13 protein-coding genes are annotated in these 14,335 nt (G+C 56.6%); 9 read left to right on the top strand and 4 right to left on the bottom strand.

All coding sequences use genetic code 11. The features are described 5' to 3' along the window. Positions 1-275: 275 nt before the first annotated feature. The gene (locus ACYZT3_RS25630) at positions 276-1,052 is read left to right on the top strand and encodes a ferredoxin--NADP reductase (RefSeq protein WP_282381255.1); all 777 of its coding nucleotides are present in this window, start codon (positions 276-278) and stop codon (positions 1,050-1,052) included. Between the two features lie 45 nt (positions 1,053-1,097). On the opposite strand, the gene mscL is transcribed toward ACYZT3_RS25630, so the two are convergent. Then, entirely contained in the window at positions 1,098-1,511 is a 414-nt protein-coding gene (gene mscL, locus ACYZT3_RS25625) for a large-conductance mechanosensitive channel protein MscL (RefSeq protein WP_282381253.1), read from the bottom strand. Positions 1,512-1,799: 288 nt separating this feature from the next. Between mscL and ACYZT3_RS25620 the strand changes: the two genes are divergently transcribed. The 3 genes from ACYZT3_RS25620 to radA are packed head-to-tail and all read left to right on the top strand — an operon-like array spanning position 1,800 to position 5,366. Beyond that, positions 1,800-3,341: a catalase gene (locus ACYZT3_RS25620; RefSeq protein ID WP_282381250.1), complete on the top strand. Its 1,542-nt coding sequence runs from the start codon at positions 1,800-1,802 to the stop codon at positions 3,339-3,341. A 57-nt stretch (positions 3,342-3,398) separates the two neighbouring features. Continuing rightward, a complete protein-coding gene (locus ACYZT3_RS25615) occupies positions 3,399-3,953 on the top strand; it encodes an ankyrin repeat domain-containing protein (protein WP_282381248.1) in 555 nt (184 codons plus the stop codon). A gap of 45 nt (positions 3,954-3,998) precedes the next feature. Further along, the gene (gene radA / locus ACYZT3_RS25610) at positions 3,999-5,366 is read left to right on the top strand and encodes a DNA repair protein RadA (protein ID WP_462031010.1); all 1,368 of its coding nucleotides are present in this window, start codon (positions 3,999-4,001) and stop codon (positions 5,364-5,366) included. Positions 5,367-5,384: 18 nt separating this feature from the next. Here the strand turns inward: radA and ACYZT3_RS25605 are convergent, their stop codons facing one another. Continuing rightward, entirely contained in the window at positions 5,385-5,753 is a 369-nt protein-coding gene (locus tag ACYZT3_RS25605) for a PilZ domain-containing protein (RefSeq protein ID WP_282381243.1), read from the bottom strand. 158 nt (positions 5,754-5,911) lie between these two features. Between ACYZT3_RS25605 and ACYZT3_RS25600 the strand changes: the two genes are divergently transcribed. From ACYZT3_RS25600 to lanM, 5 genes are all read left to right on the top strand, one after another. Then, on the top strand, positions 5,912-7,978 hold the full coding sequence (locus ACYZT3_RS25600; protein ID WP_462031009.1) for a carbon starvation CstA family protein: 2,067 nt from the start codon (positions 5,912-5,914) through the stop codon (positions 7,976-7,978). A gap of 14 nt (positions 7,979-7,992) precedes the next feature. Next, a complete protein-coding gene (locus tag ACYZT3_RS25595; RefSeq protein WP_126366556.1) occupies positions 7,993-8,190 on the top strand; it encodes a YbdD/YjiX family protein in 198 nt (65 codons plus the stop codon). Between the two features lie 121 nt (positions 8,191-8,311). Next, entirely contained in the window at positions 8,312-9,280 is a 969-nt protein-coding gene (gene yjiA, locus ACYZT3_RS25590; RefSeq protein ID WP_282381028.1) for a GTPase, read from the top strand. 305 nt (positions 9,281-9,585) lie between these two features. Continuing rightward, positions 9,586-9,735, top strand: a complete 150-nt coding sequence (locus ACYZT3_RS25585; protein ID WP_282381030.1) for a hypothetical protein — start codon at positions 9,586-9,588, stop codon at positions 9,733-9,735. A 58-nt stretch (positions 9,736-9,793) separates the two neighbouring features. Beyond that, positions 9,794-12,931, top strand: coding sequence for a type 2 lanthipeptide synthetase LanM (lanM, locus tag ACYZT3_RS25580; protein ID WP_462031008.1), 3,138 nt, complete (start codon positions 9,794-9,796; stop codon positions 12,929-12,931). Here lanM and ACYZT3_RS25575 read toward each other — a convergent pair. Both ACYZT3_RS25575 and ACYZT3_RS25570 read right to left on the bottom strand, forming a co-directional pair. Continuing rightward, positions 12,837-13,547 (bottom strand): GntR family transcriptional regulator, encoded by a 711-nt coding sequence (locus ACYZT3_RS25575; protein ID WP_462031007.1) that lies wholly within the window; start codon positions 13,545-13,547, stop codon positions 12,837-12,839. The genes lanM and ACYZT3_RS25575 overlap by 95 nt on opposite strands. Positions 13,548-13,572: 25 nt before the next feature. Beyond that, positions 13,573-14,277, bottom strand: a complete 705-nt coding sequence (locus tag ACYZT3_RS25570) for a FadR/GntR family transcriptional regulator (protein WP_282381036.1) — start codon at positions 14,275-14,277, stop codon at positions 13,573-13,575. Between the last annotated feature and the right edge of the window lie 58 nt (positions 14,278-14,335).

The following is a 14,335-nucleotide window of genomic DNA, read 5'->3' as shown; positions in this document are numbered from 1 at the left end:
GATAATTCCTACGTGCGCGTTGAGAATATTTTGCGTTACTGACGTTCTTTAAAATAGTCTCTGGTTCTAACGTTTAGCAGCATGAGCCTGGATAGCGGGATGTCGGGCTTAATATAATTGGCTTTGTAATTGTGAGTTATCTGAGCGGTTAGTATTAGATCGTCTATATGAAGTTTTTGAGGGTGAGCGTACCTGGCTAAAGCCACTACAAATCATCGGTGTTTAAGCCACTCGCTTTGCGGGACACTGTGGCTATCTGTTGAATGGAGCACCCCATGACCGCCAGTGCAGAAAAGTTCACTCGCCAGACCTTGCTCAACGTCCAGCCGTTGACCCCCAGCCTGTTCACCCTGCGCACCACCCGGGATCCGGGTTTTCGTTTTCGTGCCGGGCAATTCGCCCGGTTGGGCGTTACCAAGGCTGACGGCAGCACGGTATGGCGCGCCTACTCCATGGTGTCGTCGCCCTATGACGAATTCCTCGAGTTCTTTTCCATTGTGGTGCCAGGGGGGGAGTTCACGAGTGAGCTGAGTCGGCTGGGCGTCGGCGATACGCTGCTGGTCGAACGCCAGGCCTTTGGTTACCTGACGCTTGATCGCTTCGTCGATGGCCGTGACCTTTGGTTGTTATCCACAGGCACTGGTCTGGCGCCGTTTCTGTCGATCCTGCAGGACTTCGAGGTCTGGAAGAAATTCGAACGAATTATCCTGGTCTACAGTGTGCGCGAAGCCCGGGAGTTGGCTTATCAGGAGCTTATCAGCGGGTTGGCGCAGCGCGACTACTTAGCGGAGTTTGCGCACAAGCTGCGGTTCATCACTACCGTCACTCGCGAGGAGCATCCTGGGGCCCTGAGTGGCCGGATAACGACGCTGATCGAAAGTGGCGAGCTGGAGCGGGCGGCAGGCTTGGCGCTGACGGCCGAGCATTCCAGGGTCATGCTCTGCGGCAATCCGCAAATGATTGATGACACGCGTAAATTGCTCAAACAGCGCCACATGCACTTGAGCCTCAGCCGACGCCCCGGGCAAGTGGCGGTGGAAAACTACTGGTAAAAAAACGGCGCCTCGAGGGCGCCGATTCTTGTTTTACAAAAGCGTTCAGGGCCGATTGTTCTGGGCCTTAAGCAGATCGCGGATCTCTTCCAACAGCTCCTCTTCTTTGCTCGGAACCGGCGGCAGCGTTGGCGCAACGGCCTCTTCGCGTTTCAAACGGTTGATGGCTTTTACGCCCATGAAGATCGCGAAGGCGACGATGATGAAGTCAATCATGCTCTGGATGAATTTACCGTACGCCACCATTACCGCCGGGATATCGCCGTTGGCTGCCTTGAGCGTAATGGCCAGGTCGCTGAAATCCACCCCTCCGATCAGCAGGCCGATGGGTGGCATCACCACATCGCCGACAAACGATGAAACGATCTTGCCGAAGGCGGCACCGATGATGATGCCGACGGCCATGTCGACCACGTTACCTTTGACCGCGAAGGCCTTGAACTCAGTTATCACGCCCATAGGTTATTTCCTTGTTACAGATGAGGTTGGTGAGCGCAGTGTAAATCAGCTAAACGGGTCTTGCTCGAAACACCTTCTTACAATGCTCGGTGTTATCGACACGTTTGCCGGTAATTAGTTGACAAAGTGCCATCGGTCGCGCACGTTTAATACACGTTAGCCACCTGATTATCCACATAAAATTCTAAATCATCGCATTACGTTCTTTCTATTTATGTTCTGCGACTTCGACCTCTAGCCTCTGATAAGCGCACTTGGATTGCGCCTTAAAAAACAGAGGAACCTGAAATGAATTTGACCATTGGCCTTGGGGCTTTTCCCCGTCGGCGCACCCTTGGCGTTTTGACCGCCAGTCTGCTGTCTTTCTCCGTCAACGCAGCAACCCTGACCCGCGATAACGGTGCTGCGGTGGGCGACAACCAGAACTCGCAAACCGCCGGCGCGACCGGCCCGGTGTTGCTGCAAGACGTGCAATTGATCCAGAAGCTCCAGCGCTTTGACCGTGAACGCATTCCTGAGCGAGTGGTGCATGCCCGCGGTACGGGTGCCCATGGCACCTTCAGCGTGACTGACGACCTGACTGATCTGACCAAGGCCAAGGTGTTCGCCGCTGGCCAGAACACTCCGGTGTTTGTACGCTTTTCGGCGGTGGTCCACGGCAACCATTCACCGGAAACCCTGCGTGACCCTCGCGGTTTTGCCACCAAGTTCTACACCGCGGACGGCAATTGGGACCTGGTCGGCAACAATTTCCCGACCTTCTTCATCCGTGACGCCATCAAGTTTCCAGACATGGTCCATGCCTTCAAGCCTGACCCGCGTACCAACCTTGACGATGACGCCCGTCGTTTCGATTTCTTCTCGCATGTTCCGGAGGCGACTCGCACCCTGACCGAGTTGTACTCTAACTCCGGTACACCGGCCAGTTATCGGCAAATGGATGGTAATGGTGTTCACGCCTATAAGTTAATTAACGCCAAAGGTGAAGTTCACTACGTGAAGTTTCACTGGAACAGTTTGCAAGGGATTAACAATCTCGACCCGAAAGCCGTGACGAAAATTCAAGGTGAAGATTACAGTCATATGACCAAGGACTTGGTTGCACATATTAACAAAGGCGATTTTCCGAAATGGGACTTGTACATTCAGGTTTTAAATCCTCAAGACTTGTACAAGTTTGATTTCGATCCTTTGGATGCAACCAAGATTTGGCCCGGCGTTCCAGAGCGAAAAGTTGGACAAATGGTCTTGAATCGTAATCCTGCGAATGTCTTCCAGGAAACGGAGCAAGTTGCTATGGCTCCGGCCAATCTTGTTCCCGGTATCGAACCTTCGGAAGACCGATTGTTGCAGGGGCGCGTGTTCTCTTATGCCGATACGCAACTGTACCGTCTGGGGGCCAATGCGATGCAGTTGCCGATCAATGCTCCAAAGACTGCGGTAAACAACGGCCATCAGGACGGCGCAATGAATATCGGCCACAGCAGCACTGGGGTGAATTACCAGCCAAGCCGATTGCTGCCTCGTGAAGAGCTGCAAACCGCGCGCTACAGCCAATCGGCGCTGTCGGGCAGCACGCAGCAGGTGAAGATTCAGCGTGAACAAAACTTCAAGCAGGCCGGCGATCTGTATCGCTCCTTCAGCAAGAAAGAACGCAAGGACCTGATCGAGAGCTTCGGTGGTTCGCTGGTCACCACCGATGATGAGAGCAAACACATCATGCTGTCCTTCCTCTATAAGGCCGACCCGGAGTACGGGGCCGGGGTGACCGAGGTTGCCAAGGGGGATCTGAACCGGGTCAAGGCTCTGGCCGCCAAACTGGTTGACTGATTTTTCAGCCTGAAGCGGGGCCTCATGCGAGGTCCCGTCTGGCAAAGGAGCCTTGTCATGCGTTTTTATCTGTCATTTTTTCTGGCGTGTTTGCCGTTCAGCGTGCTCGCCGGGCCGGCCACGCAAGGCACGAAAGATCCTGCTGCACTGAAAGCCCAATTGCAGGACTACTACTTCGATGCTGCCCGTCGCGGCGATGTGCCGATGCTCGAGGCCTTCATCGAGGCTGGATACTTCCTCGATACTCACGATAACAAGGGCTACACCGCACTGATTCTGGCGGCTTATCACGGGCAGAGTGCGGCGGTGGACCGATTGCTCGCTGCCGGGGCAGACGCTTGTGCTCAGGACCCTCGTGGCAACACGGCGCTGATGGGCGCGATTTTCAAGGGCGAAGTACAGATTGCTCGAACCCTACTGGCGACCAATTGCAGCCCCGATCAACGCAATGGTGCCGGGCAAACCGCAGCGATGTACGCCGGATTGTTCAAGCGCGTCGAGTTGCTCGACGCGCTCAAAGCCAAGGGGGCGGACCTTTACGCCGAGGATCCGCTGGGCAATAGCGCCGCGCGTCTGGCCAGCGGTGAAATCCGCACCGCGACGCCGCGCTGATCCGCGCCAGCTGAGCTATCATCGCGGTTTTTGCCGGGAGTTCAGATGGCCAAGGCCAAGCGCATGTATGGCTGCACCGAGTGCGGCTCAACCTTCCCCAAGTGGGCTGGCCAGTGCGGCGAGTGCGGGGCCTGGAACACGCTGACCGAAACCATGGTGGAAAGTGGAGGCGCCGCAGCACCCAGCGGTCGCACCGGCTGGACCGGACAACAGGCACAGATCAGGACCCTGGCCGAAGTCAGCGTCGAAGAAATCCCGCGTTTTTCCACCGCCTCCAGCGAGCTCGATCGGGTGCTGGGTGGTGGTCTGGTAGACGGCTCGGTGGTGCTGATCGGCGGTGATCCGGGCATCGGCAAATCGACCATTCTGCTGCAAACCTTGTGCAATCTCGCCAAAGTCATGCCGGCACTGTACGTCACCGGCGAAGAATCCCAGCAGCAAGTGGCCATGCGCGCCCGCCGTCTCGGCTTGCCTCAGGATCAACTGCGGGTGATGACCGAAACCTGCATCGAAACCATCATCGCCACGGCCCGACAGGAAAAACCCAAGGTGATGGTGATCGACTCGATCCAGACGATCTTCACCGAGCAGCTGCAATCGGCACCGGGCGGCGTGTCGCAGGTTCGGGAAAGTGCGGCGTTGCTGGTGCGCTATGCCAAGCAGAGCGGCACAGCGATTTTCCTGGTCGGCCACGTGACCAAAGAAGGTGCATTGGCCGGGCCGCGAGTGCTGGAGCACATGGTCGACACGGTTCTGTATTTCGAAGGCGAATCCGATGGGCGCTTGCGTTTGTTGCGGGCGGTGAAAAACCGTTTCGGCGCCGTCAACGAGCTGGGCGTTTTCGGTATGACCGACAAGGGCCTGAAAGAAGTCTCTAACCCGTCGGCGATTTTTCTCACCCGTGCGCAGGAAGAAGTGCCGGGCAGTGTGGTCATGGCGACGTGGGAAGGGACGCGGCCGATGCTGGTGGAAGTCCAGGCGCTGGTTGATGATAGCCACCTTGCCAATCCGCGTCGGGTAACGCTGGGTCTGGATCAGAATCGTCTGGCGATGCTGTTGGCGGTGCTGCACCGTCACGGTGGCATTCCGACCCATGATCAGGACGTGTTTCTCAACGTGGTTGGCGGGGTGAAGGTGCTGGAAACGGCATCCGACCTGGCGCTGATGGCGGCGGTCATGTCCAGTTTGCGCAACCGGCCACTGCCCCATGACCTGCTGGTGTTCGGCGAAGTCGGGCTTTCCGGCGAGGTACGCCCGGTGCCAAGCGGCCAGGAACGCTTGAAAGAAGCCGCCAAGCACGGCTTCAAACGCGCCATCGTGCCCAAGGGCAATGCGCCGAAAGAGGCGCCGCCGGGGTTGCAGATTGTTGCTGTGACACGTCTGGAACAGGCGTTGGACGCGTTGTTCGAGTAATGAGGTCGGGGGTGTTGATCAGACTTCGATCAGCGCCCCCAGCTCCCGCTCCAGCGCTTTCGGGTCACCCAAGTTGAATTCGATCAATCGCCGTAGGCATTCAATGGATTCCAAGCTGATATGCCGGCAGACGAAGCCGAGCTGGCTGTGGTCATCATGGGTCAGATGCACATCCATCTTGATTTCGATGTCATCGCTAAGATGAATGTCGACAGAAAAATCCTGCTCTCGACTCCCCAGCCACGGCTCGGGCTTTTCGATTAACAGTCCCTTGAGCGACAGGTCGATCAGCGTTACTGGCCAGATGAAGGCCCCTTGGCTCAGCTCGGTTCGGGCATCGAACGCAATACGTTTGAAACGGCGGCGATCGGCAGGGTGCTCGCTCATGGCGCAATCCTCGAAAAGGTTCGCTGACTATAGACCCGCTTCCTTAAAGGCTGCCAGCAAAGTGAAGGCTCAACCAAAGTCGGGGTATGGCCTTTGCGGCCGTTAGCGCTAAACTCCGAACGGCTGTCTTTCTTGTCCACCCTGGATGGAATCATAAAATGAAAAATAATAATAGCCTGCTACGCCACTTGCCCTGGCTGCTGCTGGCAATCCTGGGAGCGTGCGCCCTTGGTGTCGTGACCCTGCGCCGCGGCGAAGCGATCAACGCCCTCTGGATCGTAGTCGCAGCAGTCGCTATCTATCTCGTCGCTTATCGTTACTACAGCCTGTTCATCGCCAACAAGGTGATGCAACTCGACCCCAATCGTGCCACGCCCGCTGTCGTCAACAACGACGGTCTGGACTACGTGCCGACCAACAAACACGTACTCTTCGGTCACCACTTCGCCGCCATCGCTGGCGCGGGGCCGCTGGTCGGTCCGGTCCTGGCGGCGCAGATGGGCTATTTGCCCGGTACGCTGTGGCTGATTGCCGGCGTGGTGTTGGCCGGTGCCGTTCAGGACTTCATGGTTCTGTTCATGTCCACCCGCCGCAACGGCCGCTCCCTCGGCGACATGGTTCGTGAGGAAATGGGCCGCATCCCCGGGACCATCGCGCTGTTTGGCTGCTTCCTGATCATGATCATCATCCTCGCGGTGCTGGCGCTGATCGTGGTCAAGGCCCTGGCCGAGAGTCCGTGGGGGATTTTCACGGTGATGGCGACCATCCCGATCGCGATGTTCATGGGCATCTACATGCGCTACATCCGCCCGGGCCGCATCGGCGAAATCTCCGTGGTCGGCGTGTTGCTGCTGCTCGGTTCGATCTGGCTGGGCGGGCAAATTGCCGCTGATCCGGTGTGGGCCAAGGCCTTCAGTTTCACCGGGATCCAGATTACCTGGATGCTGATCGGCTACGGTTTCGTCGCAGCGGTATTGCCGGTGTGGCTGATCCTGGCGCCGCGTGACTACCTGTCGACCTTTCTGAAGATCGGCACCATCGTGGCCTTGGCGATCGGCATCCTGATCACCATGCCCGACCTGAAAATGCCGGCGTTGACCCAGTTCATCGATGGCACCGGACCGGTGTGGAAGGGCGGGCTGTTCCCGTTCCTGTTCATCACCATCGCCTGTGGCGCGGTGTCGGGTTTCCATGCGCTGATCGCTTCCGGGACCACGCCGAAACTGTTGGCTAACGAAGGCCATGCCCGTTACATCGGTTACGGCGGCATGCTGATGGAGTCCTTCGTGGCCATCATGGCCATGGTTGCCGCGTCGGTGATCGAGCCTGGCGTGTATTTCGCCATGAACAGTCCGGCGGCGATCGTCGGCGGTGACGTGGTGGCTGTGGCACAAACCGTCAGCAGCTGGGGTTTTGCGATTACGCCGGAAGCCCTGCAAGCGGTGGCCAAGGACATCGGGGAAACCACCATCCTGGCCCGTGCCGGCGGTGCGCCGACCCTGGCGGTCGGTATCGCGCAGATCCTGCACAGTGTCCTGCCGGGTGAAAACACCATGGCGTTCTGGTACCACTTCGCGATCCTGTTCGAAGCGTTGTTCATCCTCACAGCGGTGGACGCCGGGACCCGTGCCGGACGTTTCATGCTGCAAGACCTGCTCGGCTCCTTCGTGCCGGCGCTGAAGCGTACTGATTCCTGGACCGCCAACCTGATCGCAACTGCAGGATGTGTGGCGATGTGGGGTTACCTGTTGTACCAGGGCGTGATCGATCCGCTGGGTGGCATCAACACCTTGTGGCCGCTGTTCGGTATCTCCAACCAGATGCTGGCCGGTATCGCGCTGATGTTGGCGACCGTCGTACTGATCAAAATGAAACGCCAACGCTACGTCTGGGTCACCATGTTGCCAGCCGTGTGGTTGCTGATCTGCACCACCACCGCCGGTTTCATCAAGCTGTTCGATGCCAATCCGGCGATCGGTTTCCTGGCCTTGGCCAAGAAATACAGCGATGCCCTGGCCAATGGTCAGGTCCTCGCCCCGGCCAAAAGTATCGAGCAGATGCAGCACGTGATCTACAACGCCTACACCAACGCAACATTGACGGCGATGTTCTTGCTGGTGGTCTTCAGCATCCTGTTCTTTGCACTGAAGGTCGGTATCGCCGCTTGGGGCACCAAAGAACGTACGGATAAAGAAGCGCCATTCCAGGCTCTGCCGGACGCGTAATCGAGGATTGCACCATGTTCAATGACCTGAGTCGCCTCGGTAAATACCTCGGTCAGGCCGCGCGCCTGATGGTCGGGATGCCCGACTACGACACTTACGTCGAGCATATGCAAAGCAAACACCCGGACAAACCGGTGATGAGCTACGAGATGTTCTTCCGGGAACGCCAGGAGGCTCGTTACGGTGGCAAGGGTGGGCCGAAGTGCTGTTGATGCACGAGGTCTAGGCAACACACCACTGTAGGAGCCTGGCTTGCCGGCGATGGCGATCTTCAGGACGCCATCGCCGGCAAGCCAGGCTCCTACAGTTTTTTTGCGTCCGGGAGACCTTATTTTGTTGACCCCTATCCCTGTAACAATCCTCAGTGGCTTTCTCGGCGCGGGAAAAACCACCCTGCTGCGCCACCTGCTCAAAGCCGAACACGGCCTGAAAATCGCCGTGATCGAGAACGAATTCAGCGACGCCGGAATCGATACCCAACTATTGGGCGACGAACCGGTGCAAGTGATGACGCTGTCCAACGGTTGCGTCTGCTGCACCATCCACACTGACCTGACCAAGGCTCTGTACTTGCTGCTCGAACGCCTGGACAGCGGCGAAATCGCCTTCGACCGTCTGGTGATCGAATGCACCGGCCTGGCCGACCCTGCACCGGTGGCGCAGACGTTCTTCATCGATGAAGAGCTGCGCGAGCGCTACATCCTTGACGGCATCATCACCTTGGTGGACGCCGCTCATGCCGACACTCACCTGACCCAAACCATCGCCCAGGCGCAGATCGGTTTCGCCGACCGCTTACTGGTGAGCAAGCGCGATCTGGTGGACGAGGCGACGTTCAACGCCCTCAGCGAGCGGCTGACCCGGATCAACCGTCGCGCACCGATTCGCGTGGTCGAGCACGGCAAGATTGACCTGGCCGAATTGCTTGACGTGCGCGGTTTCAATCTCAATGCCGACCTTGGCGGCGTCAGCCTGCGCCCGGTGAACAAAGCGCCGTCCATCGACCGTATTTCCAGCCTGGTACTGCGCACCGACAAGCCACTGGATATCGACAAACTCAGCGAGTTCATGAACGAGCTGCTGGAAGACCATGGCAAGCAACTGCTGCGCTACAAAGGCGTTTTGAACATCCTGGGTGAGCCACGGCGCATGGTGTTTCAGGGCGTGTTGAAGTTGTACGGATTCGATTGGGACACCGAGTGGGCGAACGATGAAACGCGCGAAAGCGTGATCGTGTTTATTGCCGATGATTTGCCAGAAGAGAAGATTCGTGAAGGGTTTGCGCGGATAGCCGCGGACTAAAAGTTCAGTGCCCATTGCATTGGGCACTTTTTCACGTCGTCGCAATGACGACTAAAGATTTCTTGTTGAAATTCAGAATTAATATTGTTCCGTGTCCTTGTTGGATAAGTATTGCTGTGTTCGGCTGAATGATTGCTGTGTGTGTTAAAGCATTAAAGGTTATTTCTGATTTGGCTTTTAGTGGCGGAGTTAGAGGGGGGTGTAAGTTACATTTGGTTGGGTTTCTAATCTTTCATTATTTCATCCGGGTGATACAGTCTTTGGGCGCTAATATTGGCGTTAACTTGTTGAGTATGGAGAATTGAATGAAAGAGCAAATCATGGATCTGTCGGGTGAGTTCGATGCGGAATTCGAAGCCTACGTAAAAGCAGGCGACAACCAGACCGCAGGCGCAGAGGTCATGGCGACCACCGTATCGTGCGGCACCCTGGGCTGCACCGTTCTGGACTGCTAAGCAGGCAGTCACCTATGGCGAGTCGATGGCTCGCCATATCCGTCATAGGTGTCATCAAATGTTGGCTGATGTACTGACGTTTCAAGAGCGTGAAATAACGGGCGCCGGTGCGTCGATAGATGTTGCCCTGTTGCATAAGACCATTGCGCAGCTGCATAAAAATGATAATGCTCTACTGCATTATTTTGGTCTGGATCGGCAGCAACTGATTCAACGAGTTGAAAGTAACAACAGGCCTGTCGAGCGTGAACATGAGTCGTCGGTGATAGTGTCTTTGAAACACGAAATTGACATTATAGAGTCGCTGTTACTGGGCGAGCATGTGGAAGACGTAGGTCAGGAATGTTTCTACTGCTTTTATTATGTTTTTTACGAATACTTCAAGAAGTGCTTCGAAGAAGAGCGACGATTTATTGAGGTGTGCAACTTGACGAATGTTGATAGTTTGCTGGCGAGTGTCAAGTCTTACGTCATCGCAGGCGTCAAACGTTTATCGGAGAAGTCTCTTGTCCATGCGCTGAATACGCAGATATCCGAAAATGCCGATCTGGATCTACAGACCTTCAATCAGCGATTGAAAACCGGAATAACAGGCGCGGTTCTGAAATCATACCCGGTTCTCACCCGTCTCTTGATCGAGCAGATCAACAGCACGGTAGCGTACCTGTACAAGGTCGTTTTTCATTTTGCCGACGACGCTGACCTACTCCAACGTACATTCAGTTTGCCTGGCAAACGGATAGACGCAATCAACCTCGGGTTGGGCGATCCCCATGCGGACGGAGAAACGGTCTGCTCTGTACAGGTTGGCAGTCAATCGCTGGTGTACAAGCCACGGAGCAATCATGAGGCCTTGTTCTACAATGCACTGCTAAAGCGCCTTCATGAGCTGACCGGCGATGACAGCTTTGCCATCTATGCGCCGATAACGGTAGCCAGGGAGGGGCGCTGCTGGATCGAAAAAATCGAGAATCTGGCGTGCGCAGCAGAGACCGATCTGTCGTTATTCTACCGGCGGATGGGAGCACAGATTGCGGTCGTTCACGCCTTGAACGGCATCGATTTCCACTACGAAAACATCATTGCCTGCGGCAACAGCCCGGTGATGATCGACCTGGAGTGTCTGTTCACGGCCGCCATGGTTGATCTGAAGATCAACCTTCCACACACCCGTGCATTGTTCAAAACCCTCAAACGCAACAGTCAGTCCGTCTTCTCGAGCGGTTTTGTCGCCTATTCGCCAGACGCCGACAATGACACCGGCGGGCTGACTCGGCAGAAAACCTTCATTTCGAAAAAGAAGCAGCTGATTCGTGAGCAAAGTTTCTATCGTTTGAAAACGGTCAAGGTCGACAAGGTTCCTGTGATCAGACACCTGCCGGTTTTCAAGGGTGAGCCGCGTTCAGTGGATGAGTACCAGCACGTGTTCTTCCAAGGGTTCGAAGATGCCTACGACCAGATCGTGAACCATATCGACGCGGTACAGGAACTGATCACCCAGCACGTCAGCCAGCTGAAAACCCGTGTCCTGTTAAAAAATACGCAGCGTTACGCCGACTTCATCGAACTGTCCCTTCATCCGCGCTTCATGCAATGCATGATTCAGCGTGAGGTGCTGCTGGCAACGTTGTGGGCAGAGTTGAACGAGGCGCTCACTGGCCATCAGCTACCACGGTACGAATTGAACGATTTGCAGAAGGCCAACATCCCTTGTTTCACCATGTCTATCGGTTCAAGCCGAATAGTCGGTGCTGCAGGTGTGGAGTTGACGCAACTGGCGATCGAAACCCCTTTTGACAGTTGCCGGCGCAAGTTGAGATCACTCTCGCCCAGCGATAAAACCTTCCAGAAGTACATACTTCGGGAGTGCCTGTTTCCCGTTTCCAACGACGCCTTGCCCATGAACCGTAAACATCGATGTGACGGAGCGCCGGGGCTGAGCTCGCCGCAGTACCTTGATGCTGCAATGAGCATCGCCGGGGCAATCGAGCGCTTTCGTATCAAGGGTGAGGAGGGCGATGTCGGGTGGATGTTCTTGAATACTCATCCGCGAACCCGGCGCAAATACATTTCTGCAATGGGTAACAGCTTGTACAACGGCATGGGCGGGCTTGCGATTTTTTACATGAGTCTATTCAGCGTCAGCGGCCAGGAACATTACAACGATAAGGCTGACGAGATCCTGCGTTCGATGGCAAAGTCCCATGGCCATTTTGACAGTGACATGACGGTCAGCGCCTATTTCGGGTTGGCATCCTATGTGTACGTGCTGGTCAATTACCAGCGTGTGACAGGACGGCAGAATCACCAACAAACCATCGATGGGTTACTGCTCAAGCTCGCCGACTGTCCTCGCCCCGATGACGAGTACGACTTTCTCAATGGCGGGTGCGGCACGGTGACAATGTTGGCGAATCTCTACTTGTTGGAGAAGCGCGCGATGTTGCTGCCCCTCATAAAAACGTTTACCGAAGCGATCAAGTCCCGACTGAGGTACGAAGACGGCACATTTGTGCTCGGTGACACTCGGGTGCCGCTGCTGACGGGGTTCTCTCATGGGATGTCCGGCATTCTCCATGCGCTGGCCAAGGTGTACGAGGTCACTCGGGATTCGTCGCTCGTGACGTTGATCACGCAATTGCTGGAGGCCGAAAACCGTCTGACCGTCCAAGGCTTCTGGCTCGATCTGCGTGATTGCTCCAGACAAAGCTATATGAACAAATGGTGTCATGGCGACGCGGGTATTTTGATCTCCCGGTTGCAACTGAGCAGGGCGCTGGCAAATGCCTTGAGCCACGACGTAAGGACGGCAGTCGAAGCAGACATCAAAACCTGTGAAAACAATCTCTGGGGGCATGGCCTGGGAAGTGGTTACAGCCTTTGTCACGGTGATTTCGGGAATCTTGTGTGCTTGCTGGATCTGTACCGTCGGGACACAAACGACCAGGGCGTCGCCCGCGTGTTGCAGGCGTTTTCCGAGGCTGTGCACAACTTCTTCAATGAAGACTTTATCGGTAAAGACAGCATTCCCGATCTGGGGATGATGCTGGGCATTGCCGGGGTCGGGCAAGCCTTGCTGCATGCCCTGGATGCGGAGTTGCCTAATGTTCTATCGCTCGAGTTTCAGGGCGCGGCATCAGTAGCGTCTGTTCAAGATGATCCAGTTGCCGGGTCATCAGTCGAACCGCTGCTGTAACGTCTGCGCGCTCCAGAGCCTGCACCAGCAGTGTGCTTTCATGCCATTCGCTATAACTGGGCGTGGGTCGTTCATGTCGAGCGATGGCCAGCAATGTCATGGGGACCAGGCTGCCGAGGAAATGCGCCAGCGGTGCATTGCCGGCCATCTCGGCCAGTTGTAGATGGAATTCTCCAGACAGTCGAATTGCCGGGCCGCGCTCACCGCGCTCCATGCATCGGCGCTGCCGCGCGATCAGGTCATGCAGGCGTTTCAGATCTTCTGCTTGAGGCTGCTGGCTGGCCAGTTGCACCAGCGTGATCTCGGTCAGGCGCCGGGCATGAAGGGTTTGGCGGGTTTGCTCGATGTCTGGCGCGGCGACTCGGGGACGATGATGGGTGCGAAGGATGATGATCTGCTGATACGACAGGCGCGTCAGTACCTGGCGGATGCTGCTGCGGCTGACCCCGAACATGTCCCCCAGGCTTTCTTCGGTGAAGCGGCTAGCGGGGACGATGCGCTGTTCGAGAATGGCATCGAACATCCGTGAGTAGAGATCATCCGCCGACGGCTTCCCGGTATTCGTTCGAGGGAAGGGCAGGGCCGTGAGTGTTTGCGGCGAGGCGAAGCTGTTCATGGCTTGTCTCCAGTTCGAAGCGGGCTCAACTGTCGAGGTTGTCGTCCGGAATGTTCAATTCGATGCCCATCCGCTGGCCTTCGCGAAGGATGTGCCGACGCATTTCGGCGCTGGCCAGGGCGCTGTTCTTGCTGCGGATCGCCCGCACTACCGCTTCGTTTTCTTCGAGACGTTCAGCCAGATGCTCTGGCGAATTGCGCAGCACGTCGGCGCTTTGCTTGAGGGCGTTGCTGGTCTGTTGCACCACACTCTGGAAAATCGGGTTCGAGGTCAGCGTGAACAGCTCTTCGTGGAACGCGATGTAGGCGTTCACGCCGGCTTCGCTGTCGTTGGCCTCAAGGGCTTCGCGCATGTCCATCAGGGTCAGGCGCAGTTGCCCGACTTCCTTGCTGCTGATCGACTGCGCGACCAGGCCGACAATGAACGGCTCGAGGGTGTAGCGCAGTTGCAGCACGTCTTCCAGGCTCGCACCGGCCACCGCGCTGTCGTGGCTTTGGCTGTCGCTGAGATTGACCTCCAACACCACCACGCCTTTACCCGGCATGGAGCGCACCAGCCCGAGGGTCTCCAGCACGATGACGGCTTCACGCAGGCTCGGGCGGCTGATGCCCAGTTGTTCGGCCAGCTCACGTTGCCCCGGCAGCATCTCGCCGGATCGCCACTGACCACGGACCAAAGCGGCCCTGAGTTTTTCTACGACTGAATTCACAACGGTCGACGAGGTAATCACTGTTCGCTCCACGAGCATCCAAAACGATTGATGACCGTGCCTGCCCGCAGGCAGGCAC

It is taken from the genome of Pseudomonas sp. MDT1-16, from assembly GCF_054898115.1.
This window is presented reverse-complemented; position numbering and strand designations above follow the sequence as displayed.

What these genes read in the sequence shown, in the direction of transcription:
- ACYZT3_RS25630 (WP_282381255.1), top strand. Translation starts at nt 276, where the DNA reads ATGACCGCCAGTGCAGAAAAGTTCACTCGCCAGACCTTGCTCAACGTC.
- mscL (WP_282381253.1), bottom strand. Translation starts at nt 1,511, where the DNA reads ATGGGCGTGATAACTGAGTTCAAGGCCTTCGCGGTCAAAGGTAACGTG.
- ACYZT3_RS25620 (WP_282381250.1), top strand. Translation starts at nt 1,800, where the DNA reads ATGAATTTGACCATTGGCCTTGGGGCTTTTCCCCGTCGGCGCACCCTT.
- ACYZT3_RS25615 (WP_282381248.1), top strand. Translation starts at nt 3,399, where the DNA reads ATGCGTTTTTATCTGTCATTTTTTCTGGCGTGTTTGCCGTTCAGCGTG.
- radA (WP_462031010.1), top strand. Translation starts at nt 3,999, where the DNA reads ATGGCCAAGGCCAAGCGCATGTATGGCTGCACCGAGTGCGGCTCAACC.
- ACYZT3_RS25605 (WP_282381243.1), bottom strand. Translation starts at nt 5,753, where the DNA reads ATGAGCGAGCACCCTGCCGATCGCCGCCGTTTCAAACGTATTGCGTTC.
- ACYZT3_RS25600 (WP_462031009.1), top strand. Translation starts at nt 5,912, where the DNA reads ATGAAAAATAATAATAGCCTGCTACGCCACTTGCCCTGGCTGCTGCTG.
- ACYZT3_RS25595 (WP_126366556.1), top strand. Translation starts at nt 7,993, where the DNA reads ATGTTCAATGACCTGAGTCGCCTCGGTAAATACCTCGGTCAGGCCGCG.
- ACYZT3_RS25585 (WP_282381030.1), top strand. Translation starts at nt 9,586, where the DNA reads ATGAAAGAGCAAATCATGGATCTGTCGGGTGAGTTCGATGCGGAATTC.
- lanM (WP_462031008.1), top strand. Translation starts at nt 9,794, where the DNA reads ATGTTGGCTGATGTACTGACGTTTCAAGAGCGTGAAATAACGGGCGCC.
- ACYZT3_RS25575 (WP_462031007.1), bottom strand. Translation starts at nt 13,547, where the DNA reads ATGAACAGCTTCGCCTCGCCGCAAACACTCACGGCCCTGCCCTTCCCT.